At 67.4% G+C, this 15,330-nt stretch carries 12 protein-coding genes, 1 rRNA gene and 1 pseudogene; 3 read left to right on the forward strand and 11 right to left on the reverse strand.

Features of this window, described 5'->3' with window-relative positions:
- Positions 1–181: 181 nt before the first annotated feature.
- The 10 genes and pseudogenes from B1A87_RS10735 to B1A87_RS23840 form a co-directional block, all read right to left on the reverse strand.
- A pseudogene (locus B1A87_RS10735) lies at positions 182–1,082 on the reverse strand (site-specific tyrosine recombinase XerD).
- Positions 1,083–1,258: 176 nt separating this feature from the next.
- Entirely contained in the window at positions 1,259–1,921 is a 663-nt protein-coding gene (locus B1A87_RS10740; RefSeq protein ID WP_078029012.1) for an NUDIX hydrolase, read from the reverse strand.
- 27 nt (positions 1,922–1,948) lie between these two features.
- The gene (locus tag B1A87_RS10745; protein WP_144275787.1) at positions 1,949–3,766 is read right to left on the reverse strand and encodes a CTP synthase; all 1,818 of its coding nucleotides are present in this window, start codon (positions 3,764–3,766) and stop codon (positions 1,949–1,951) included.
- Between the two features lie 126 nt (positions 3,767–3,892).
- The gene (gene recN / locus B1A87_RS10750; RefSeq protein ID WP_078029013.1) at positions 3,893–5,632 is read right to left on the reverse strand and encodes a DNA repair protein RecN; all 1,740 of its coding nucleotides are present in this window, start codon (positions 5,630–5,632) and stop codon (positions 3,893–3,895) included.
- Positions 5,633–5,635: 3 nt separating this feature from the next.
- On the reverse strand, positions 5,636–6,661 hold the full coding sequence (locus tag B1A87_RS10755; protein WP_078029014.1) for an NAD kinase: 1,026 nt from the start codon (positions 6,659–6,661) through the stop codon (positions 5,636–5,638).
- A 13-nt stretch (positions 6,662–6,674) separates the two neighbouring features.
- Positions 6,675–7,487: a TlyA family RNA methyltransferase gene (locus tag B1A87_RS10760; RefSeq protein ID WP_078029015.1), complete on the reverse strand. Its 813-nt coding sequence runs from the start codon at positions 7,485–7,487 to the stop codon at positions 6,675–6,677.
- A gap of 2 nt (positions 7,488–7,489) precedes the next feature.
- On the reverse strand, positions 7,490–7,753 hold the full coding sequence (locus B1A87_RS10765; RefSeq protein ID WP_078029016.1) for a hypothetical protein: 264 nt from the start codon (positions 7,751–7,753) through the stop codon (positions 7,490–7,492).
- 9 nt (positions 7,754–7,762) lie between these two features.
- Positions 7,763–8,752 (reverse strand): HAD-IIA family hydrolase, encoded by a 990-nt coding sequence (locus B1A87_RS10770; protein WP_078029017.1) that lies wholly within the window; start codon positions 8,750–8,752, stop codon positions 7,763–7,765.
- 6 nt (positions 8,753–8,758) lie between these two features.
- Positions 8,759–10,291 carry a hypothetical protein gene (locus B1A87_RS22980; protein WP_260680787.1) on the reverse strand — a complete coding sequence of 511 codons (1,533 nt, stop codon included), beginning with the start codon at positions 10,289–10,291 and terminating at the stop codon, positions 8,759–8,761.
- Positions 10,221–10,604 carry a hypothetical protein gene (locus B1A87_RS23840; protein WP_260680788.1) on the reverse strand — a complete coding sequence of 128 codons (384 nt, stop codon included), beginning with the start codon at positions 10,602–10,604 and terminating at the stop codon, positions 10,221–10,223. The genes B1A87_RS22980 and B1A87_RS23840 overlap by 71 nt, the downstream gene beginning before the upstream one ends.
- A 348-nt stretch (positions 10,605–10,952) precedes the next feature.
- Here B1A87_RS23840 and B1A87_RS10785 point away from each other — a divergent pair, with 348 nt between their 5' ends.
- From B1A87_RS10785 to B1A87_RS10795, 3 genes are all read left to right on the forward strand, one after another.
- A complete protein-coding gene (locus B1A87_RS10785; RefSeq protein ID WP_185982299.1) occupies positions 10,953–12,842 on the forward strand; it encodes a cytochrome c oxidase assembly protein in 1,890 nt (629 codons plus the stop codon).
- Positions 12,843–13,029: 187 nt separating this feature from the next.
- Positions 13,030–14,751: a multicopper oxidase family protein gene (locus B1A87_RS10790; RefSeq protein ID WP_144275788.1), complete on the forward strand. Its 1,722-nt coding sequence runs from the start codon at positions 13,030–13,032 to the stop codon at positions 14,749–14,751.
- Positions 14,748–15,038: a hypothetical protein gene (locus tag B1A87_RS10795; protein ID WP_144275789.1), complete on the forward strand. Its 291-nt coding sequence runs from the start codon at positions 14,748–14,750 to the stop codon at positions 15,036–15,038. The genes B1A87_RS10790 and B1A87_RS10795 overlap by 4 nt, the downstream gene beginning before the upstream one ends.
- Before the next feature lie 60 nt (positions 15,039–15,098).
- Here the strand turns inward: B1A87_RS10795 and rrf are convergent.
- Positions 15,099–15,215 (reverse strand): 5S ribosomal RNA (gene rrf, locus B1A87_RS10800).
- Positions 15,216–15,330: the final 115 nt, after the last annotated feature.

Raw genomic sequence — 15,330 nt, forward strand, 5'->3', positions numbered from 1 at the left:
CGTTAAGTGTCTCCGGAGCGGCCGGTTTTTACATGCATTTCTGTTAAATGCATGTCGTCGCAGGTGGCAGCGATAAGCGGCGCGATTCTCGCGTCGTCAATTGCGCCGGGGCAGCTCAGGGTCTCCCGCTGTTTCGCTAGAGGGCCGTTGTGAATGCATTGCGCTGGAACGCCCGGGGCGCTTAGCCCAGGGCCCGGGGGTGGGCGGCGGCGTAGATCTCCCGCAGGGTATCCGCCGTCACCAGGGTGTAGACCTGCGTGGTGGTCACGGACGCGTGCCCGAGGAGTTCCTGGACGACGCGCACGTCCGCGCCGCCCTCAAGCAGGTGGGTGGCGAACGAGTGGCGGAGCGTGTGGGGGGAAACGTCCTTGGTGATGTTGGCCTTGTCCGCCGCAGCCTTTAGGATGGTCCAGGCGCTCTGCCTGCTGATGCGCCCTCCCCTGGCGTTTAGGAAAAGCGCGGGCGTGCCCTTGCCTTTGGCGGCCAGCAGGGGGCGGCCGCGGACCAGGTAGGCATCAAGCGCCCGGGCTCCGTACGAACCCAGCGGAACGAGCCGCTCCTTGGAGCCTTTGCCGAACAGGCGTACGATCGCGGGCCCGTGCTCGGCCGGCTGCAGCGAGATGTCGTCCACGTCCAGCCCCACGGCTTCGCTGATGCGCGCCCCGGTGGAGTAGAGGAACTCGAGCAGCGCCCGGTCCCGCAGGCCCGTGGCGGTGTCCGTACCGGCCGCTTCCAGGATCCTGGTGACCTCGTCCACCGTGATGGCCTTGGGCAGCCTTTTCCCCGGCATGGGCGGGTGGACATCGCTGGCCGGGTCCGCCGTCGTGGTCCCTTCCAGTGCCCAGAACTTGTGCAGTCCGCGGACGGCGACCACCGTCCGCGCCGCCGAGCGCACCCCAAGCGGGGTCCCGCCGTCGGAGCCTGTCTCTTATACACATCTAGATGTGTATAAGAGACACGTGGTGGCGGGTCACGTCGCCGGGGCTGCTGACGCCCTCGGCGGCGAGGTAGTTCGAGTAGCGGGCAAGGTCACGACGGTAGGCAGAGAGCGTGTTGGCCGCCAGGCCGCGTTCGACGCCCATGTGCTGGAGGTAATCCGTCACCGCGCGGTCGATGGCCGTCCGCGGGCGTTCCGGGCGCGCGGGGACCGGAACGGCTTCTGCCGGCGCCGGATCCCCGCGCCCCGGACCCGTTGGAGTGCCTGCTTCCCCCGCGGCGTCCGCCGGAGGCCGTTCTGCTGCTGCCGTGCCCGCAGTCATCAGCGCTGGCTTGGATGGGCGGGCCAGGGCGCGTCTGCGGGCCGGAGGCCGCCGAAGTCATCGGCCGCCGCGGCCGCGGCGGCGAGGATTCCGACGACGGCGGACGGGTTGTGCAGGCGGCCGTCAAGAACCGCCGCAACGGCGTCCTCGAGCGGAATCCAGTGGAGCTCGATTTCCGCTTCCTCGTCCGTGCGCACGTGCAGTTCGTGATGCGGCACCTCGCTGATCCCGCGGGCAAGGTAGATGCGGATCGCCTCACTGGAGGACCCCGGTGAATTGAAAAAATCCACCAGGACATTCCAGGTGCCGGCCACGAGGTCGGCCTCCTCGGCGAGTTCCCGTGCGGCGCCTGCCACGAAGTCCTCACCCTCCACGTCCAGCAGGCCGGCCGGAATCTCCCAGAGGTCCATGCCCACCGGGTGCCGGTACTGCTTGATCAGCAGCACCTCGCCGGCGTCATTCATGGGCAGCACCGCGACGGCCCCAGGGTGGTCGATGTAGTCGCGGACCAGGGCCTCGCCGTCGTCAGTGAGCTTGAAGCTGTCACTGACAACGTCCCAGATCCGTCCCTCGTAGACCTTTTCCGTAGACAGCAGACGGCGCGGGCTCGGCGCATCCGAAACCTGCCGGGCAGCAGGAGTATTTTCAGAATTACCGGGCATCGCGCCGTCCTTACGTTGTGGCTGTATCTACTTTGCGGTGACCGTACGGGCAGCCTTGCCGGCGGCACCGGCTTCCACAGCTGCCGCTTCCGGAGCTGCTGCTTCCCCGGCCGTCGTCCCGGCGGCCGCCGTGCCGTTGTCGGCGCTGCCGCTCTGGTGCTCCAGGGCAGCCTTGACGAGGCCGGCGAATAGCGGGTGCGGCCGGGTGGGCCGTGAGCTCAGCTCCGGGTGGGCCTGGGTTGCCACGTAGTACGGGTGCACCTCGCGGGGCAGCTCCACGTATTCCACGAGCTTGCCGTCGGGGGACGTTCCGGAGAACACCAGCCCCTGCTGGGCAATCTGCTCGCGGTACTTGTTGTTGACCTCGTAGCGGTGGCGGTGGCGTTCGCTGACGGTGGTGGTGCCGTAGGTTTCGGCAATGACGGAACCTTCGTCAAGCTTGGCTTCGTAGAGGCCCAGGCGCATGGTGCCGCCGAGGTCTCCCTTGCCTTCAACGATGTCCAGCTGCTCTTCCATGGTGGCGATCACCGGGTACTTGGAGTCCGGCTCGAACTCGCTGGAGGACGCTCCCTCCAGGCCCACCACGTTCCGGGCGTACTCAATGACCATGCACTGCAGGCCCAGGCACAGGCCCAGGACCGGCAGCTTGGTTTCGCGGGCGAACTTCAGCGCGCCCAGCTTGCCTTCAAGGCCTCGGATGCCGAACCCGCCCGGCACGCAAATGGCGTCCACGCCCTCCAGCGACCGAACGGCGCCTTCATGCGTTTCGCACTCATCCGACGGGACCCAGCGGATCTTGACCTTGGCGTCGTTGGCGAAGCCGCCGGCGCGCAGGGCCTCGGTCACGGAGAGGTAGGCGTCCGGGAGGTCGATGTACTTGCCCACGAGGGCAATCTCGACCTCGTGCTTGGGGTTGTGCACGGCCTCCAGCAGCTTGTCCCAGCTGGTCCAGTCGACGTCCTTGAACGGCAGGTCCAGGGCACGGACGATGTAGGAGTCCAGGCCCTGCGTGTGCAGCGTCTTGGGGATGTCGTAGATGCTGGGGGCATCTGCGGCGTTGACCACGGCGTCGATGTCGACGTCGCACATGCGGCCGATCTTCTCGCGCATGGCGTCGGGCACTTCGCGGTCCGAGCGGATCACGATGGCCTCGGGCTGGATGCCGATGGAGCGGAGGGCTGCCACGGAGTGCTGCGTGGGCTTGGTCTTGAGCTCCTGCGAGGGACCGATGTACGGGACCAGCGACACGTGCAGGAAGAAGACGTTGCCGCGGCCGATGTCCTGGCGGACCTGGCGGGCGGACTCAAGGAAGGGCTGCGACTCGATGTCGCCCACCGTGCCGCCGATCTCGGTGATGATGACGTCCGGCGCGTTCTTGCCCTCGGCGGGAAGCCGCATGCGGCGCTTGATCTCATCGGTGATATGCGGGATGACCTGGACGGTGTCGCCGAGGTACTCGCCGCGGCGTTCCTTGGCGATCACCGTGGAGTAGACCTGGCCGGTGGTCACGTTGGCCGAGCCCTCGAGGTTCTCGTCGAGGAAGCGCTCGTAGTGGCCGATGTCCAGGTCCGTCTCGGCGCCGTCGTCTGTGACGAAGACCTCGCCGTGCTGGAAGGGGTTCATCGTGCCCGGATCCACATTCAGATAGGGATCGAGCTTCTGCATAGTTACAGACAAACCGCGTGCCCGCAGCAGGTGGCCGAGGCTCGAAGCCGTCAGTCCCTTACCTAGCGAGGACGCCACACCACCGGTGACGAAGATGTGTTTGGTCGTCTTGGACGAGCCCGGGAACCGGGAATTTACACGGGAATTTGATCGCTGCACCACGGAATTCGAGCCTATCATCAATTGAGCCTTCCACGGATCGGATAACGCATCCCCAACTGCCCAAGTTTGCCGTGCCCGTGCGCCATGGGCAAGGGCGGCACGAATCGGGCGGCCGAATCCGGCGCCGGTTCAGGCCGGACGGGATCAGGCGCGCTGCGGCAGCAGCTTGGCGTCGTCCAGCAGTTCCTGGGCGTGCGCCTGAGCCGTTTCGGAGTCCTCCTGGCCGGCGAGCATCCGGGCCAACTCCCTGACCCGCTCCGCTTCGTCCAGGAGCTGGACATCACTGGAGGTGAACCCGGTGGCGGTGCCGCCGTCGGATCCCCGCACCGAGGTCTTGGTCACGCGGATGTGCTGATCCGCGAAGGCAGCCACCTGGGGCAGGTGGGTGACCACCAGGACCTGCACGTGCTGCGCCAGCATGGCGAGCCGCCGGCCGATCTCGACGGCGGCACGCCCGCCCACGCCGGCATCCACCTCATCGAAGACGAACGTGGGCACCGGATCAACGGCGGCCAGCACCACCTCGATGGCGAGCATCACCCGGGAGAGCTCGCCGCCGGAGGCACCCTTGCCCAGCGGCCGGGCGGGCGCGCCGGAGTGCGGCTGGAGCAGGAAGGAAATCTCGTCCGCGCCGTGGGGCCCCAGCTGTGCGGCGGCTTCGATGGTGATAACGAGCGTGGCATCGGCCATGGCCAGGGCCTTCAGCTCCGCGCTGACCCGTGCGGACAGCTCCTTGGCCGCTTTGGCCCGGATCTTGCTGATGGCCGTTGCCTGTTTCCTGAGTTCGGCCTCGGCCCGCACCACTTCGGCGTCGAGGCCCTCGATCCGGGTGGAATCGTCCTGGAGTTCGTCGAAGCGGACACGGGCGTTTTCCGCCCACACCAGGACCTCGTCGATGCTCGGCGCGTACTTGCGGACCAGCTTGGCCAGGGCCGCCCGCCGGTCTTCGATCTCGGCCAGCCGCTCCGGCCCCTCCGAATCCAGCCCGGCCTGGTAGCTGGCAAGCTCGGTGGCGATGTCGTTGAGCAGGAAGCCCACTTCGGCGAGTCGGGCTGCGGCCGTGCCGAGCTCCTCATCGTGCTCGGCCACGTGCTCCAGCGTCCGCTTGGCCGCGTCCACGAGGGACGTGGCATCGCCGGTCTCTGCGAAGTCCTCGGCAATGATGGCCTGGTGCGCCGTGGTGGCGGCGATGCGGAGTTCCTCGACGTTGGCGAGCTTCACGGCCTCGGCCTTGAGCGCATCGTCCTCCCCCGGCTGCGGGTCCACGGCATCGATCTCCGCCAGGGCCGCTTCCAGCGACTCCGCTTCGCGCAGCCGGTCCCTCGCCGCGCTGCGGAGCGATTCGAGCTCGGCCTGGCTGGATTTCCACGAGCCGTAGAGTTCCTGGAAACTGGCCAGCGCGGCGGCGAGGTTTTCTCCCGCGAACCTGTCGAGGGCTTCACGCTGCGCCGCCGAGCCCTTGAGCCGGATCTGGTCCGACTGCCCGTGTACCACCACGAGCGATTCGCCGATTTCGGCCAGCACACCCACCGGCGCACCCCGGCCGCCCAGGAAGGCCCGGCTGCGTCCGTCCGCGCCCAGACGCCGTGCCAGCAGCAATTCCGCGCCGCCGTCGAACTCCTCGATCTCCGCGCCCGCATCACGGGCGCGTTCCAGGGCGAAGTGCCCGGCGTCGAGCCGCACCACGGCTTCAGCGGAGGCGCTCTTCGCTCCGCTCCGCACCGCGCCCGCATCCGACCGCGCGCCGAGCAGCAGCCCGACGGCGGTGACCACCATGGTCTTGCCGGCACCGGTCTCGCCGGTAACCACGCTGAGCCCGGGGCCCAGCGGCAGCGTGGCGTCGGCGATGACGCCCAGATCTCGGATTCTCAGTTCTTCAAGCATGGTTCACTTCTCCGTCAGAGGATCGGATTCGTCGTCGGACGCGGCAGCGTGCTGCGCGGAGGGCGGCGTCATGGGCCGGGGGGTGCGCACGATGGGCACCGGTCCGGTGTGGACGGTCTCTGACTGCGGCACTGGTCCGCGCCAGCCATGGATGGGCAGTTCAAACTTGCGGACCAGCCGTGCCGAGAACGGCGTCTGGTGGGTGCGCGCCAGCCGGACCGGCGTGGCGGACCGGGTGACTTCGACGCGGGCGCCGGGCGGCAGGTCCACCGAACGCCGGCCGTCGCACCACAGCACGCCCTGGGCATCCGTCCGGTTCAGCACCTCGACGGCCAGCCGGGACCGCGGCGACACCACCAGCGGCTTCGCGAACAGGGCGTGGGCGCTGATGGGGACGATCAGCAGGGCTTCCACTTCCGGCCACACCACCGGGCCGCCGGCGGAGAAGGCGTAGGCGGTGGAGCCCGTGGGAGTTGCCAGCACCACGCCGTCGCAGCCGAATGAGGTCAGCGGGCGTTCGTCCACTTCGGTGACCACTTCAAGCATCCGCTCACGGTTGCCCTTTTCGATGGCGGCTTCGTTGAGGGCCCAGGTGTGCCAGATCTTCTGGCCACGGACCCAGACCTGGACGTCGATGGTCATCCGCTCCTCCACCGTGTACTCACGGCTGGCGATCCATTCGACCGTCTGGGCGAGGTCCGCACGCTCGCTTTCGGCCAGGAAGCCGACGTGGCCAAGGTTGACGCCCAGCAGCGGCACGTCCACTTCCCGCACCAGTTCCGCGGCGCGCAGGATGGTGCCGTCCCCGCCAAGGACCATGACCAGTTCGACGTCGGGGAGCTGGATGTGGTCGTGCAGGATCTCGACCGGCTGCTCCAGCCGGCCGAAAAACCCTTCCATGTCCCCCAGCTCGGACTTCTGCATCACGGGGATGATGCCCGAGGCGTGCAACTGGGCGCACGCCTCCCAGGCAGCCTTCAGGGATTCTTCGCGGCCGGTGTGGGCAAGTACCAGTACACGCCTGCTCATCGGGTTCCGCTCTCTAATGGTTCGGCCAGATCTTTCCCAGCAACGCAGCCACGGCTGCGTCCCGCTCTTCGATCTTAGGCAAGTCTTCGGCAATTCTTCGTTTTATCCACAGGAAGTATTCGACATTTCCGTCCTGCCCGGGGAGGGGGCTGGCGGCCAACCCGCGCAGTTCGAGGCCTGCGTCGATGGCTGCCCCCGCCACTTTACCGACCGCCATCCGCCGTTCGCGCTCTGACGTGACCACGCCGGTGCGCCCCAGCCGGTCCTTGCCGATCTCGAACTGCGGCTTGACCATGAGCACCAGGTCACCGCCGGGGCTGGTGCATGCGGCCAGGGGCGCCAGCACCAGCGTCAAGGAGATGAAGGACAGGTCCGCAACCGTCAGCTCGGCCCTGCCGCCGATCTCTTCCGGATCCATGTAGCGGACGTTGAGCCCTTCGTGGACGGTTACGCGCGCGTCGCTTCGGAGCTGCGGCACCAGCTGTCCGTGCCCGACGTCGACCGCCACCACGTGCGCGGCGCCGCGCCGCAGCAGGACATCGGTGAAACCGCCGGTGGAGGCACCCGCGTCCAGGCACCTTTTGCCGCCGACGGCGACGGCGGGAAATGCGTCCAGCGCCCCTGCAAGTTTGTGGCCGGCCCGGCTGACGTACGCATCCGTGGCGTCTTCCGCCACGGACAGCTCGCGGTCATCGGCCATCTGTAGGGACGCTTTTCCGAGCACATCGCCCGCCGAGGAAACCTTGCCCTCGGCGATGAGCCGCGCGGCATGCGTGCGGGACCGCGCCAGTCCCCTGCTGACGAGCAGCTGGTCGAGTCTGGCCATGGTCAGGCGGCCCCGGGGCGGGGTGCTGCACCGGGCACGGACGACGTGTCCTGGTTCAGCGCTTCGAGCAGGGCGTCATGCATGTCCGTGTACGCGTCAGGGTGCTCGGAGACCGGGAGCCCAGGAACGTCCCGGACCCGGCGGAGGACCTCCTGGACGGCACCGTCGGACACTGCACTGGAGTCTTCCGCCCCGGAAAGAGGCAGTTCCGGCCAGGCAACGTCCGGTGCGGCCCCGGAAAGGTCATTCTGATTCAGCTCGGTCATGGCACCAGTCTATTGATCCAGCCACTCAAGCTCGGGAGCCGTGGGTTCCGCCGCATGGGGGTGGGCCGCCCACCAGGCAGCGCATGCCGCACGCCACGAATCGAGGCTCGCCTTGTCACCCCGGACCCGGATGCCGTTGGCGTCGACGGATGCCGTGGCGTCCCCGCAACGGTACGTTCCGTCGCCGCCCTCCACCTCCGGATACGGCTCGTACAGCCCGGTCAGGTCGTTGATGATGTACCCAGGCCGTTCGTCAGTGCGGGCGGCCAGGATGGTTTCCAGGGTGTCGACGCCGGTCAGGACGGCGACCGTGGCAAAGCCGGCTCTGTTGCCGCCCAGGATGTCCGTGTCCAGCCTGTCGCCCACGACGAGCGGCCGCTCCGCGGACAGCCGCTTCGCCGCGGCATGGAAAAGTGGAGCCTCGGGTTTGCCTGCGACGAGGGGGGTTTGGCGTGTTGCTGCCGCGACGGCAGCCACGAGGGTGCCGTTGCCCGGCGCAATTCCGCGGGCCTGCGGAATGGACATGTCCGTGTTGGTGGCGACCCACAGTGCCCCGCCTGCCACGACATACGACGCTTCAGCCAGGTCCTTCCAGCCGATCCCCGGGTTGAAACCCTGGACCACGGCCACCGGCTTGTCCTCGGCGCCGTGCACGGGCTTGAGGCCAACGAGCTCTATTTCGTGGGCAAGCGCCGGGCTGCCGGTGATCAGGACTGCGGCGCCCGCCGGAAGGAGCGATGCCAGCAGCTCCGCCGCCGCCTGCGAGGAGCTCACCACCTGGTGGTCCTCGGCCGGGGCGCCGAGCTCGCGCAGGTGGGCGGCAACCTGGGCCGGTGTGCGTGAGGCGTTGTTGGTCACGTAGCCGAGGCCAATGCCGGCGCCGGCCAGCCGCAGCAGCGACTCAACCGCGCCGGGGATGGCATGCGGGCCTGCGTAAACCACGCCGTCCAGGTCCGAGAGCAGGGCGTCGAACCGCGAAATGAGCTGAGCGTCAGTCATGCGCGGCTAGTCCTCCTGGCCCTCGTGCCGGGTGTCCTTGGCGGATGCCTCGCCGTCGCCGTCTTCGTCCTCATCCGGCTCCGCGGAGTCGGCGTCGGACTCGGCGTCGTCGGACTCAAAGTAGTCCGATTCGACGTCGTCGAGGTTGTCATCGGCGGACGCAGCTTCAGGCTGTTCAGGAGCCGTCTCGGCTGCCGGCGCGATGCCGGTGGCATGCTCCGAGGTCCGGGCTTCCTGGGGAGCAGCGTCTGTGGCGGCGTGGGCCATCAGCCGCTTTCGTTCGGCTTCCTCCCGGGCCTCCTCTTCCTCGTCCCAGCCGAGGTCGATGATGTCCGGCTCCTCGGAGACGCCCATGCCGAGGGCCTCCTCGGCGACGGCAGCCTGCCGCAGCCACTTCTCGGATTCGGCTCCGCGGCCCACTGCTGCGAGGGCGTCCGCGTAGGCACGGAACAGACGCGGGCTGTAGGAGAAGGCGCGGTTGATGTCCAGCTGCGGGATCTCCAGCTCGGCCACTGCAGCGTCCAGCTGGCCCAGATCCGAGCGCGCACCGGAGGCAACGATCGCCAGTTCCACCTTCCCGGGAGCGTCCAGGTCCTGGGCTTCTTCGGAGCGGACCACGTCCAGGGCACGGTCCGGGCGTCCCAGTCCGCGTTCGCAGTCCGCCATGACGGGAAGGTGGACGTTGGAGCCGCTGATCCTGCGGTACGTGCGGAACTCGCGGAGGGCCTCGCCGTAGTGTCCGGCGGCGTAGGCGGTCAGGCCCACGGCTTCGCGGACGGCGGAAAGGCGTCCGCCGCGACGGCTGGCGGCCAGTGCATGCTGGAAGGCCAGCTCGGGTTCGTCATCAATGAGGCGTCCGGCCATGACCAGGTGGCGTGCCACCCATTCAGCGCTTTTGGCTTCGAGTGTCTTGATCTGGTGCTGTGTGGCCCGGTCCAGCTCCTTGCCTGTGACGTCCTCGTCGATTTGGGGAGAGCGCTCACGGTCCGGGCGGTTGGCACTGCGGAGGTCGCGGGCGTTGGGCACGCGGACCGGGCGGTCTTCTGCCCTGTCGCGGCCGAACTGACGCGGGCCTGAATCGTTGCGGTCAAAACTGCGCGGGGCCCGGTCCTGGCGGTCGCCGAACGGCTTGCGGTTCTCGCCGCCGCCGAAGCTGCGGCGCTCCCCCTCGCCATCACGACGGCGGTCGCCTTCGCCTTCGCGGCGCGGACGGTCGCCGAAGGGCTTGCGGTCACGGTCGCCGAAGGGCTTACGCTCGCCGGCACCGAAGCTGCGGCGCTCTCCGTCACGCTCGCCGCGCGGACGGTCACCAAACGGCTTGCGGTCACGGTCACCGAAGGGTTTGCGCTCACCCTCGCCATCGCGGCGCGGACGGTCACCAAACGGCTTGCGGTCACGATCGCCGAACGGCTTGCGCTCACCCTCGCCATCGCGGCGCGGACGGTCACCAAACGGCTTGCGCTCGCCGTCACGCTCGCCGCGGGAGATGTGTATAAGAGACAGGCTTGCGCTCACCGGCGCCAAAGCTGCGGCGCTCACCGTCACCTTCGCGGCGCGGACGGTCACCAAACGGCTTGCGGTCACGATCGGCAAAGGGCTTCTTCTCGCCGCCGTCAAAGCCGCGGCGGTCGCCGTCGCCCTCCCGGCGCGGACGGTCAGCAAACGGCTTGCGGTCGTCGCCGCCCGGAGCCCGACGGGGGCCGTCTGAGCCGCGGCCGTCCTTGGCACGGAAGCCGCGGGGGTCTCCGCCTGAGTTGTTGGTCCCCCTGAAAGGGCCGCCCTGTGATCCGCGGTTACTGCCCGAGTATCCCCGGTCATTTCCTCCGCGGTTGCCGCCGTTGTGCTCAGCCATTGTGGATTCCTCCTGTAGTGAGCCGACCACTGGCGCAATTTGCAGCCGCTCTTGTCCGTGTTTTGTTGTCCTGCGGGACCCGGGGTGAACCACCCGCCGTCCGCGTATCTTCTGCAATTCTAGGCGAGAGCGCGTCCCAGCCACTAACGGCGAGGCCGTTTGCCGGGCCGGCGTGTGAATCCTCACAACGGCTGCGTGTGCAGACCCGTTCCTGCGCGCGATGTCCTGCCGCGGCCGGTTGGCAACCAGCGGCCGGCACCGGTGCCCATAGGGAAATTCCAAGGCGTGGTGGCCAGACTTTCCCCGACTGTTAGCGGCTGAGGGAGAACCATGTACAAGTCACGCACAATGGCAGTGGCCGTAGCGGCGGTGGTCTTGGGAAGCGGGCTCCTTGCCCTGGTCATTTCGTACTCTGCCGAGGCCGGTGCCGATGCGGGCGCCGCACTGGACCGGACAGGGCCGGCGGTAGCGTGGGGGCTGCCCATTGCCAAGCTGGTCTTCAACGCCTCGGCTGCCTGCACTGTCGGGGCGCTTGCTTTGGCGCTCGTTGCCCTGCGGCCCAAGGAAAGAGCGTTTCGGCTGGCCCTTGACCTCGCCGGCTACTCCGCCGCGGCCTGGACGGCCGCTGCCTCGGTGATGAGCTTCCTGACATTCCATTCGCTGGCCAATCTCCCGCTGTTCTCGGACGGCTCGGGCGGCGCGTTGGTCAGTTTCCTGGCCGACGTCGACGCCGGGAGGCGGGGAGCCCTGACCATTCTGATCGCCGCGGCTGTGACGTGCCTTTGTTTCGCGGCATCGAGCCAGCGGTCTGTGGCCCTGACGGTGGTGCTTGCCCTCGCCGGGCTCTTTCCGCTCGCTTTGAACTCCCATGCTGCGGGAGGCGGGAGCCATCCGGACAGCACTGTCACGGTGGTGATGCACATGGGCGCTGCGGCCGTCTGGCTTGGCGGGCTCGCCGCCGTCGTCATACTGCGCCGGGCGCTAAACCCTGACAGGGTCGCCACGGTGGTCCGGCGGTACTCAACGCTGGCGTTGGGTGCGTTCGTGGCCTTGGCTGTAACAGGATTCCTGGCCGCGTGGGCGGGCATGGGTTCGCTGGAAGGACTGGCGTCGCCCTACGGAACCATCGTCGCGGCCAAGTGCGTCGCCTTCGTAGTTCTGGGGCTGATCGGGGCACTGCACCGAGGGTGGGTCATCCGCAGGCTGGACGCAAATCCGGGCGGCGGCGCGCTGACGTTCACTGTCTTGGCCGTGGCCGAACTGGCGGTCATGGGAGCTGCCTCAGGAATGGCGGCCGCGCTGGCCCGGACGCCGCCCCCGGCGGTCACCCGTACCGGTTTCTCCCTGGAGACACCGAAGATTCCTTCGCTCATGGATTCATTCATCAGCTGGAAACCCGATCCGTTGTGGACCCTCTTCTGCGGTGCCGCTGTTTTCCTGTACCTGGCGGGAACGCGCCGGCTGCGGCAGCAGGGCCGGTCTTGGCCGCCCTACCGCTCCATCCTGTGGGTGCTGGGCATGGCGGTCCTCTTCACCGTGACAAGCGGAGGGCTTCGCGTCCTGCAGGAATCCCTCATCAGCGCACATGTCTTGACCCAGATGGCGCTGATGGCGGTGGTTCCCCTCCTCCTGGTGCCGGCGTCGCCGCTCACCTTGGCCAGCCAGGTTATACCCCGCAGGACGGACGGGACCGTAGGCGGCGCGGAAGTGCTCCGCCTCGGACTCCGGCCGTTTTACGCCGCCACAGCGGCCCCCTACGTTCCCGCCGCCGGGCTGGCCGCCGTGCTGGCTGTGCTGTACTACACGCCCCTCCTGGAATACTCGTCACGCACCCAGCTCGGTTACGAAGCCATGTCCGTACTGGCGCTCCTGTCCGGTTGCCTCTTCGCCTCTTCGCTGGCCGGTTCCTCCGGTGCCAGGCAGGCGTCCAGCCTGGCAGCAAAGCTCCTGAGCATCGGCGGCACAGCAGTCCTGTACGCGATCCATGGCTGGGCACTGGCACAGCAGCCCGACCAACAGCCGGACAGCAGAAGGCAAGAGTGGCTGATAACGGTCCAGCAGCCATGGAACCACTCCGTCCTGGCGGCGCCGGAACCCGCCGGGGCGGTGATGTGGATCGTGGCGGCAGCCACGTTGGGCGTTGCCGCGCTGACCGTCGTCCTCAAGGCACGCCGCACCGCCATGGCCCGGCACGGTAAGGGCCGCGCCATCGATCGTGCCCGGGAACTGGTCCGCTGATCAGCAAGGTGGTGGCCGCCTGCGTTTGGCGGCGTTTCCAGGTGGCGGGACCGCCCAACGCCGCGGCCGGGCGTTGTGACCAGCCCTTTCTGGTTCCTCAAGGCCCATGTTTGCTCAAGGTATTCGCAGGGTGGGCCTTACATCCTTTATCTAAACCAATTGGACTTACGGCACGCCGGAGGAAAACATGCCAGTTTCACGTCGCCAAGCGCTCCAGATCGGTGGGGTGGGAATTATCGGGGCCATGGGGCTCGCGGTGCCGCTGTCATCGGTCAGCGCGAAGTCTGCCAGCCTGCTGGATCCGCGAAACATGCCTAAGCCTTACCAGCAGGCGCTCACCGTCCCGCCGGTGCTCAAGCCCAAGAGCACGGTAGTAGGTACGGACGGTAAGAAGACGCACCTCTATCACATCGAGCAGACGGCCGGCATGGCCAGCATCGTTCCAGGCCTGAAGACGCCGATCCTGGGATACAACGGCTCCTTTCCCGGTCCCACCATCAAGGTGAACCAGGGAGAGCGCATCAAACTGGAAATGGATAACGTCCTGCCGCTCTTCCATCCGCAGTGGGGATACCGCCTGGATACCTCGACGCATCTCCACGGTTCCGCGTCCCTGCCTCAGTTCGACGGGTACGCCAACGACATCACCGGCCGCGGGATGTGCAAGGACTACGAGTACCCCAACTTCCAGCCCGCGCGCACGTTGTGGTACCACGACCATGCCGTGCACAACACCGCGCAAAGCGTGTACTCGGGCCTGGCAGGCCAATACCACCTTCACGACGAGGTGGAGCAAAACCTGCTGCCGCAGGGCCAGTACGACGTGCCCCTGACAGTCTCCGACGCCATGTTTGCCAGGAACGGGGCACTCGGCTACAACGACAACACGCATTCCGGGCTGTGGGGCGACGTCATCCTGGTCAACGGTGCGCCGTGGCCGTACATGAAGGTTCAGCGCCGAATTTACCGCTTCCGCATCCTCAATGCGTCCATCTCACGCTCCTACAGGTTCCAGCTCAGCACCGGAGACCCGGTGACCGTGGTTGGAACCGACGGCGGCCTGATGCCGTCCGCCCAGCAGGTCACCTCCTGGCGGCAAGCCGGTGCCGAACGCTACGAGATCCTCATTGACTTCTCCAAGTACCCGGCAGGCAAGCGCGTTGAACTGCGCAACCTGTCGAACAAGAACAACGTCGATTACGACAACACCGGCAGGATCATGGCCTTCGACGTCACCGGCGATCCGGTCGACACGTCCGGTCCCGCTGCCACGGTGATGCCGACGCTCCTCGCCGGCAGCACGGCCATGAGCCTGACGCCGTCCCAGTCCGTCAAAACCCGGCAAATGCGCCTGAAAAGGGACAACGGCATCTGGACCATTGGCGGCACGACGTGGGATGAAGTCATCAAGAGCGGCTACAAGAAGGTCCTGGCTAACCCGGACCTGAACGATGTTGAAATCTGGGAGGTCGAAAACAGCTCGGGAGGCTGGTTCCATCCGCTGCATATCCATCTTGTGGATTTCCAGATCCTCAGCCGCAACGGCCAGGCACCTTTCGCTTACGAGCGTGGCCCCAAGGACGTCGTGTATGTCGGAGAAGGCGAGACGGTTCGCCTGCTCATGAAGTTCGAGCATAACCGGGGCCGGTACATGATCCACTGCCACAACCTTCCGCATGAGGACCACGACATGATGGGCCAGTTCAGCGTGGGCTATAACCCGAACGAGCCCGACCCCAACGACCCCATCGAAGCCGTGAAACCGCATCCCATCGGCCAGGTCCCGCCGGCCGGCGGGGCGGCAACGCAGCCGGCCGAATCCACCGGCGGCGGGGGCGGCGGATCTAGCGAGCCCACCGAGGCTGCGGCGCCGGCGGCACCGCAGCCGGCAGCCCCGGTGACCCCGTGACCACGGCGCCAAAGGACGTGGTCACCGTTAGCACCGCCAGGCACCGGCTGAACAAGGACATCACCTTCGCGGGGACGTCCAAGAACGCCGGCCCTGCGACAGGGGCCAGCGTTATGCTCTACGACGTCACACCGGGCCGTGCGGCCGCCCGCCTCGGCGCCGCAACGATCAACTCCCTCGGAAACTGGTCGTGGACGGCAAAGCCCGGCCCCACGCGGCAAGTCACCGCGGTCAGGGCAGACTCGAGCCGTGGAGGCACGGCGCAGGCCGCGGTGCGGCCGGGTTGAGGGGGTTAAATGCGGGAGAGCCCCAACCGTGTGGTTGGGGCTCTCGACCGTGTAATGGTTGTCCGGCGGTGACCTACTCTCCCACACCCTCCCGGGTGCAGTACCATCGGCGCTGTGGGTCTTAGCTTCCGGGTTCGGAATGGGACCGGGCGTTTCCCCCACGCTATGACCGCCGTAACCCTTGCTCCGCAACCCTTTTGGGGGTTGGGAAATTTGTGGTTACAACATCCCTGCCCGGTGAAGGGGCAGGTGTGGTGTTGTTATGTAGTTGTTGGTTCCTGTGCAACAAACC

The sequence above is a fragment of the Arthrobacter sp. KBS0703 genome (genome assembly GCF_002008315.2).
GTDB lineage: Bacteria > Actinomycetota > Actinomycetes > Actinomycetales > Micrococcaceae > Arthrobacter.

Excerpts from the sequence above, each read along its gene's own strand:
- B1A87_RS10785 (WP_185982299.1), top strand. The coding sequence starts at position 10,953 with ATGGCAGTGGCCGTAGCGGCGGTGGTCTTGGGAAGCGGGCTCCTTGCC.
- recN (WP_078029013.1), bottom strand. The coding sequence starts at position 5,632 with ATGCTTGAAGAACTGAGAATCCGAGATCTGGGCGTCATCGCCGACGCC.
- B1A87_RS10740 (WP_078029012.1), bottom strand. The coding sequence starts at position 1,921 with ATGCCCGGTAATTCTGAAAATACTCCTGCTGCCCGGCAGGTTTCGGAT.
- B1A87_RS23840 (WP_260680788.1), bottom strand. The coding sequence starts at position 10,604 with ATGGCTGAGCACAACGGCGGCAACCGCGGAGGAAATGACCGGGGATAC.
- B1A87_RS10790 (WP_144275788.1), top strand. The coding sequence starts at position 13,030 with ATGCCAGTTTCACGTCGCCAAGCGCTCCAGATCGGTGGGGTGGGAATT.
- B1A87_RS10745 (WP_144275787.1), bottom strand. The coding sequence starts at position 3,766 with ATGATAGGCTCGAATTCCGTGGTGCAGCGATCAAATTCCCGTGTAAAT.
- B1A87_RS10770 (WP_078029017.1), bottom strand. The coding sequence starts at position 8,752 with ATGACTGACGCTCAGCTCATTTCGCGGTTCGACGCCCTGCTCTCGGAC.
- B1A87_RS10765 (WP_078029016.1), bottom strand. The coding sequence starts at position 7,753 with ATGACCGAGCTGAATCAGAATGACCTTTCCGGGGCCGCACCGGACGTT.
- B1A87_RS10760 (WP_078029015.1), bottom strand. The coding sequence starts at position 7,487 with ATGGCCAGACTCGACCAGCTGCTCGTCAGCAGGGGACTGGCGCGGTCC.
- B1A87_RS10755 (WP_078029014.1), bottom strand. The coding sequence starts at position 6,661 with ATGAGCAGGCGTGTACTGGTACTTGCCCACACCGGCCGCGAAGAATCC.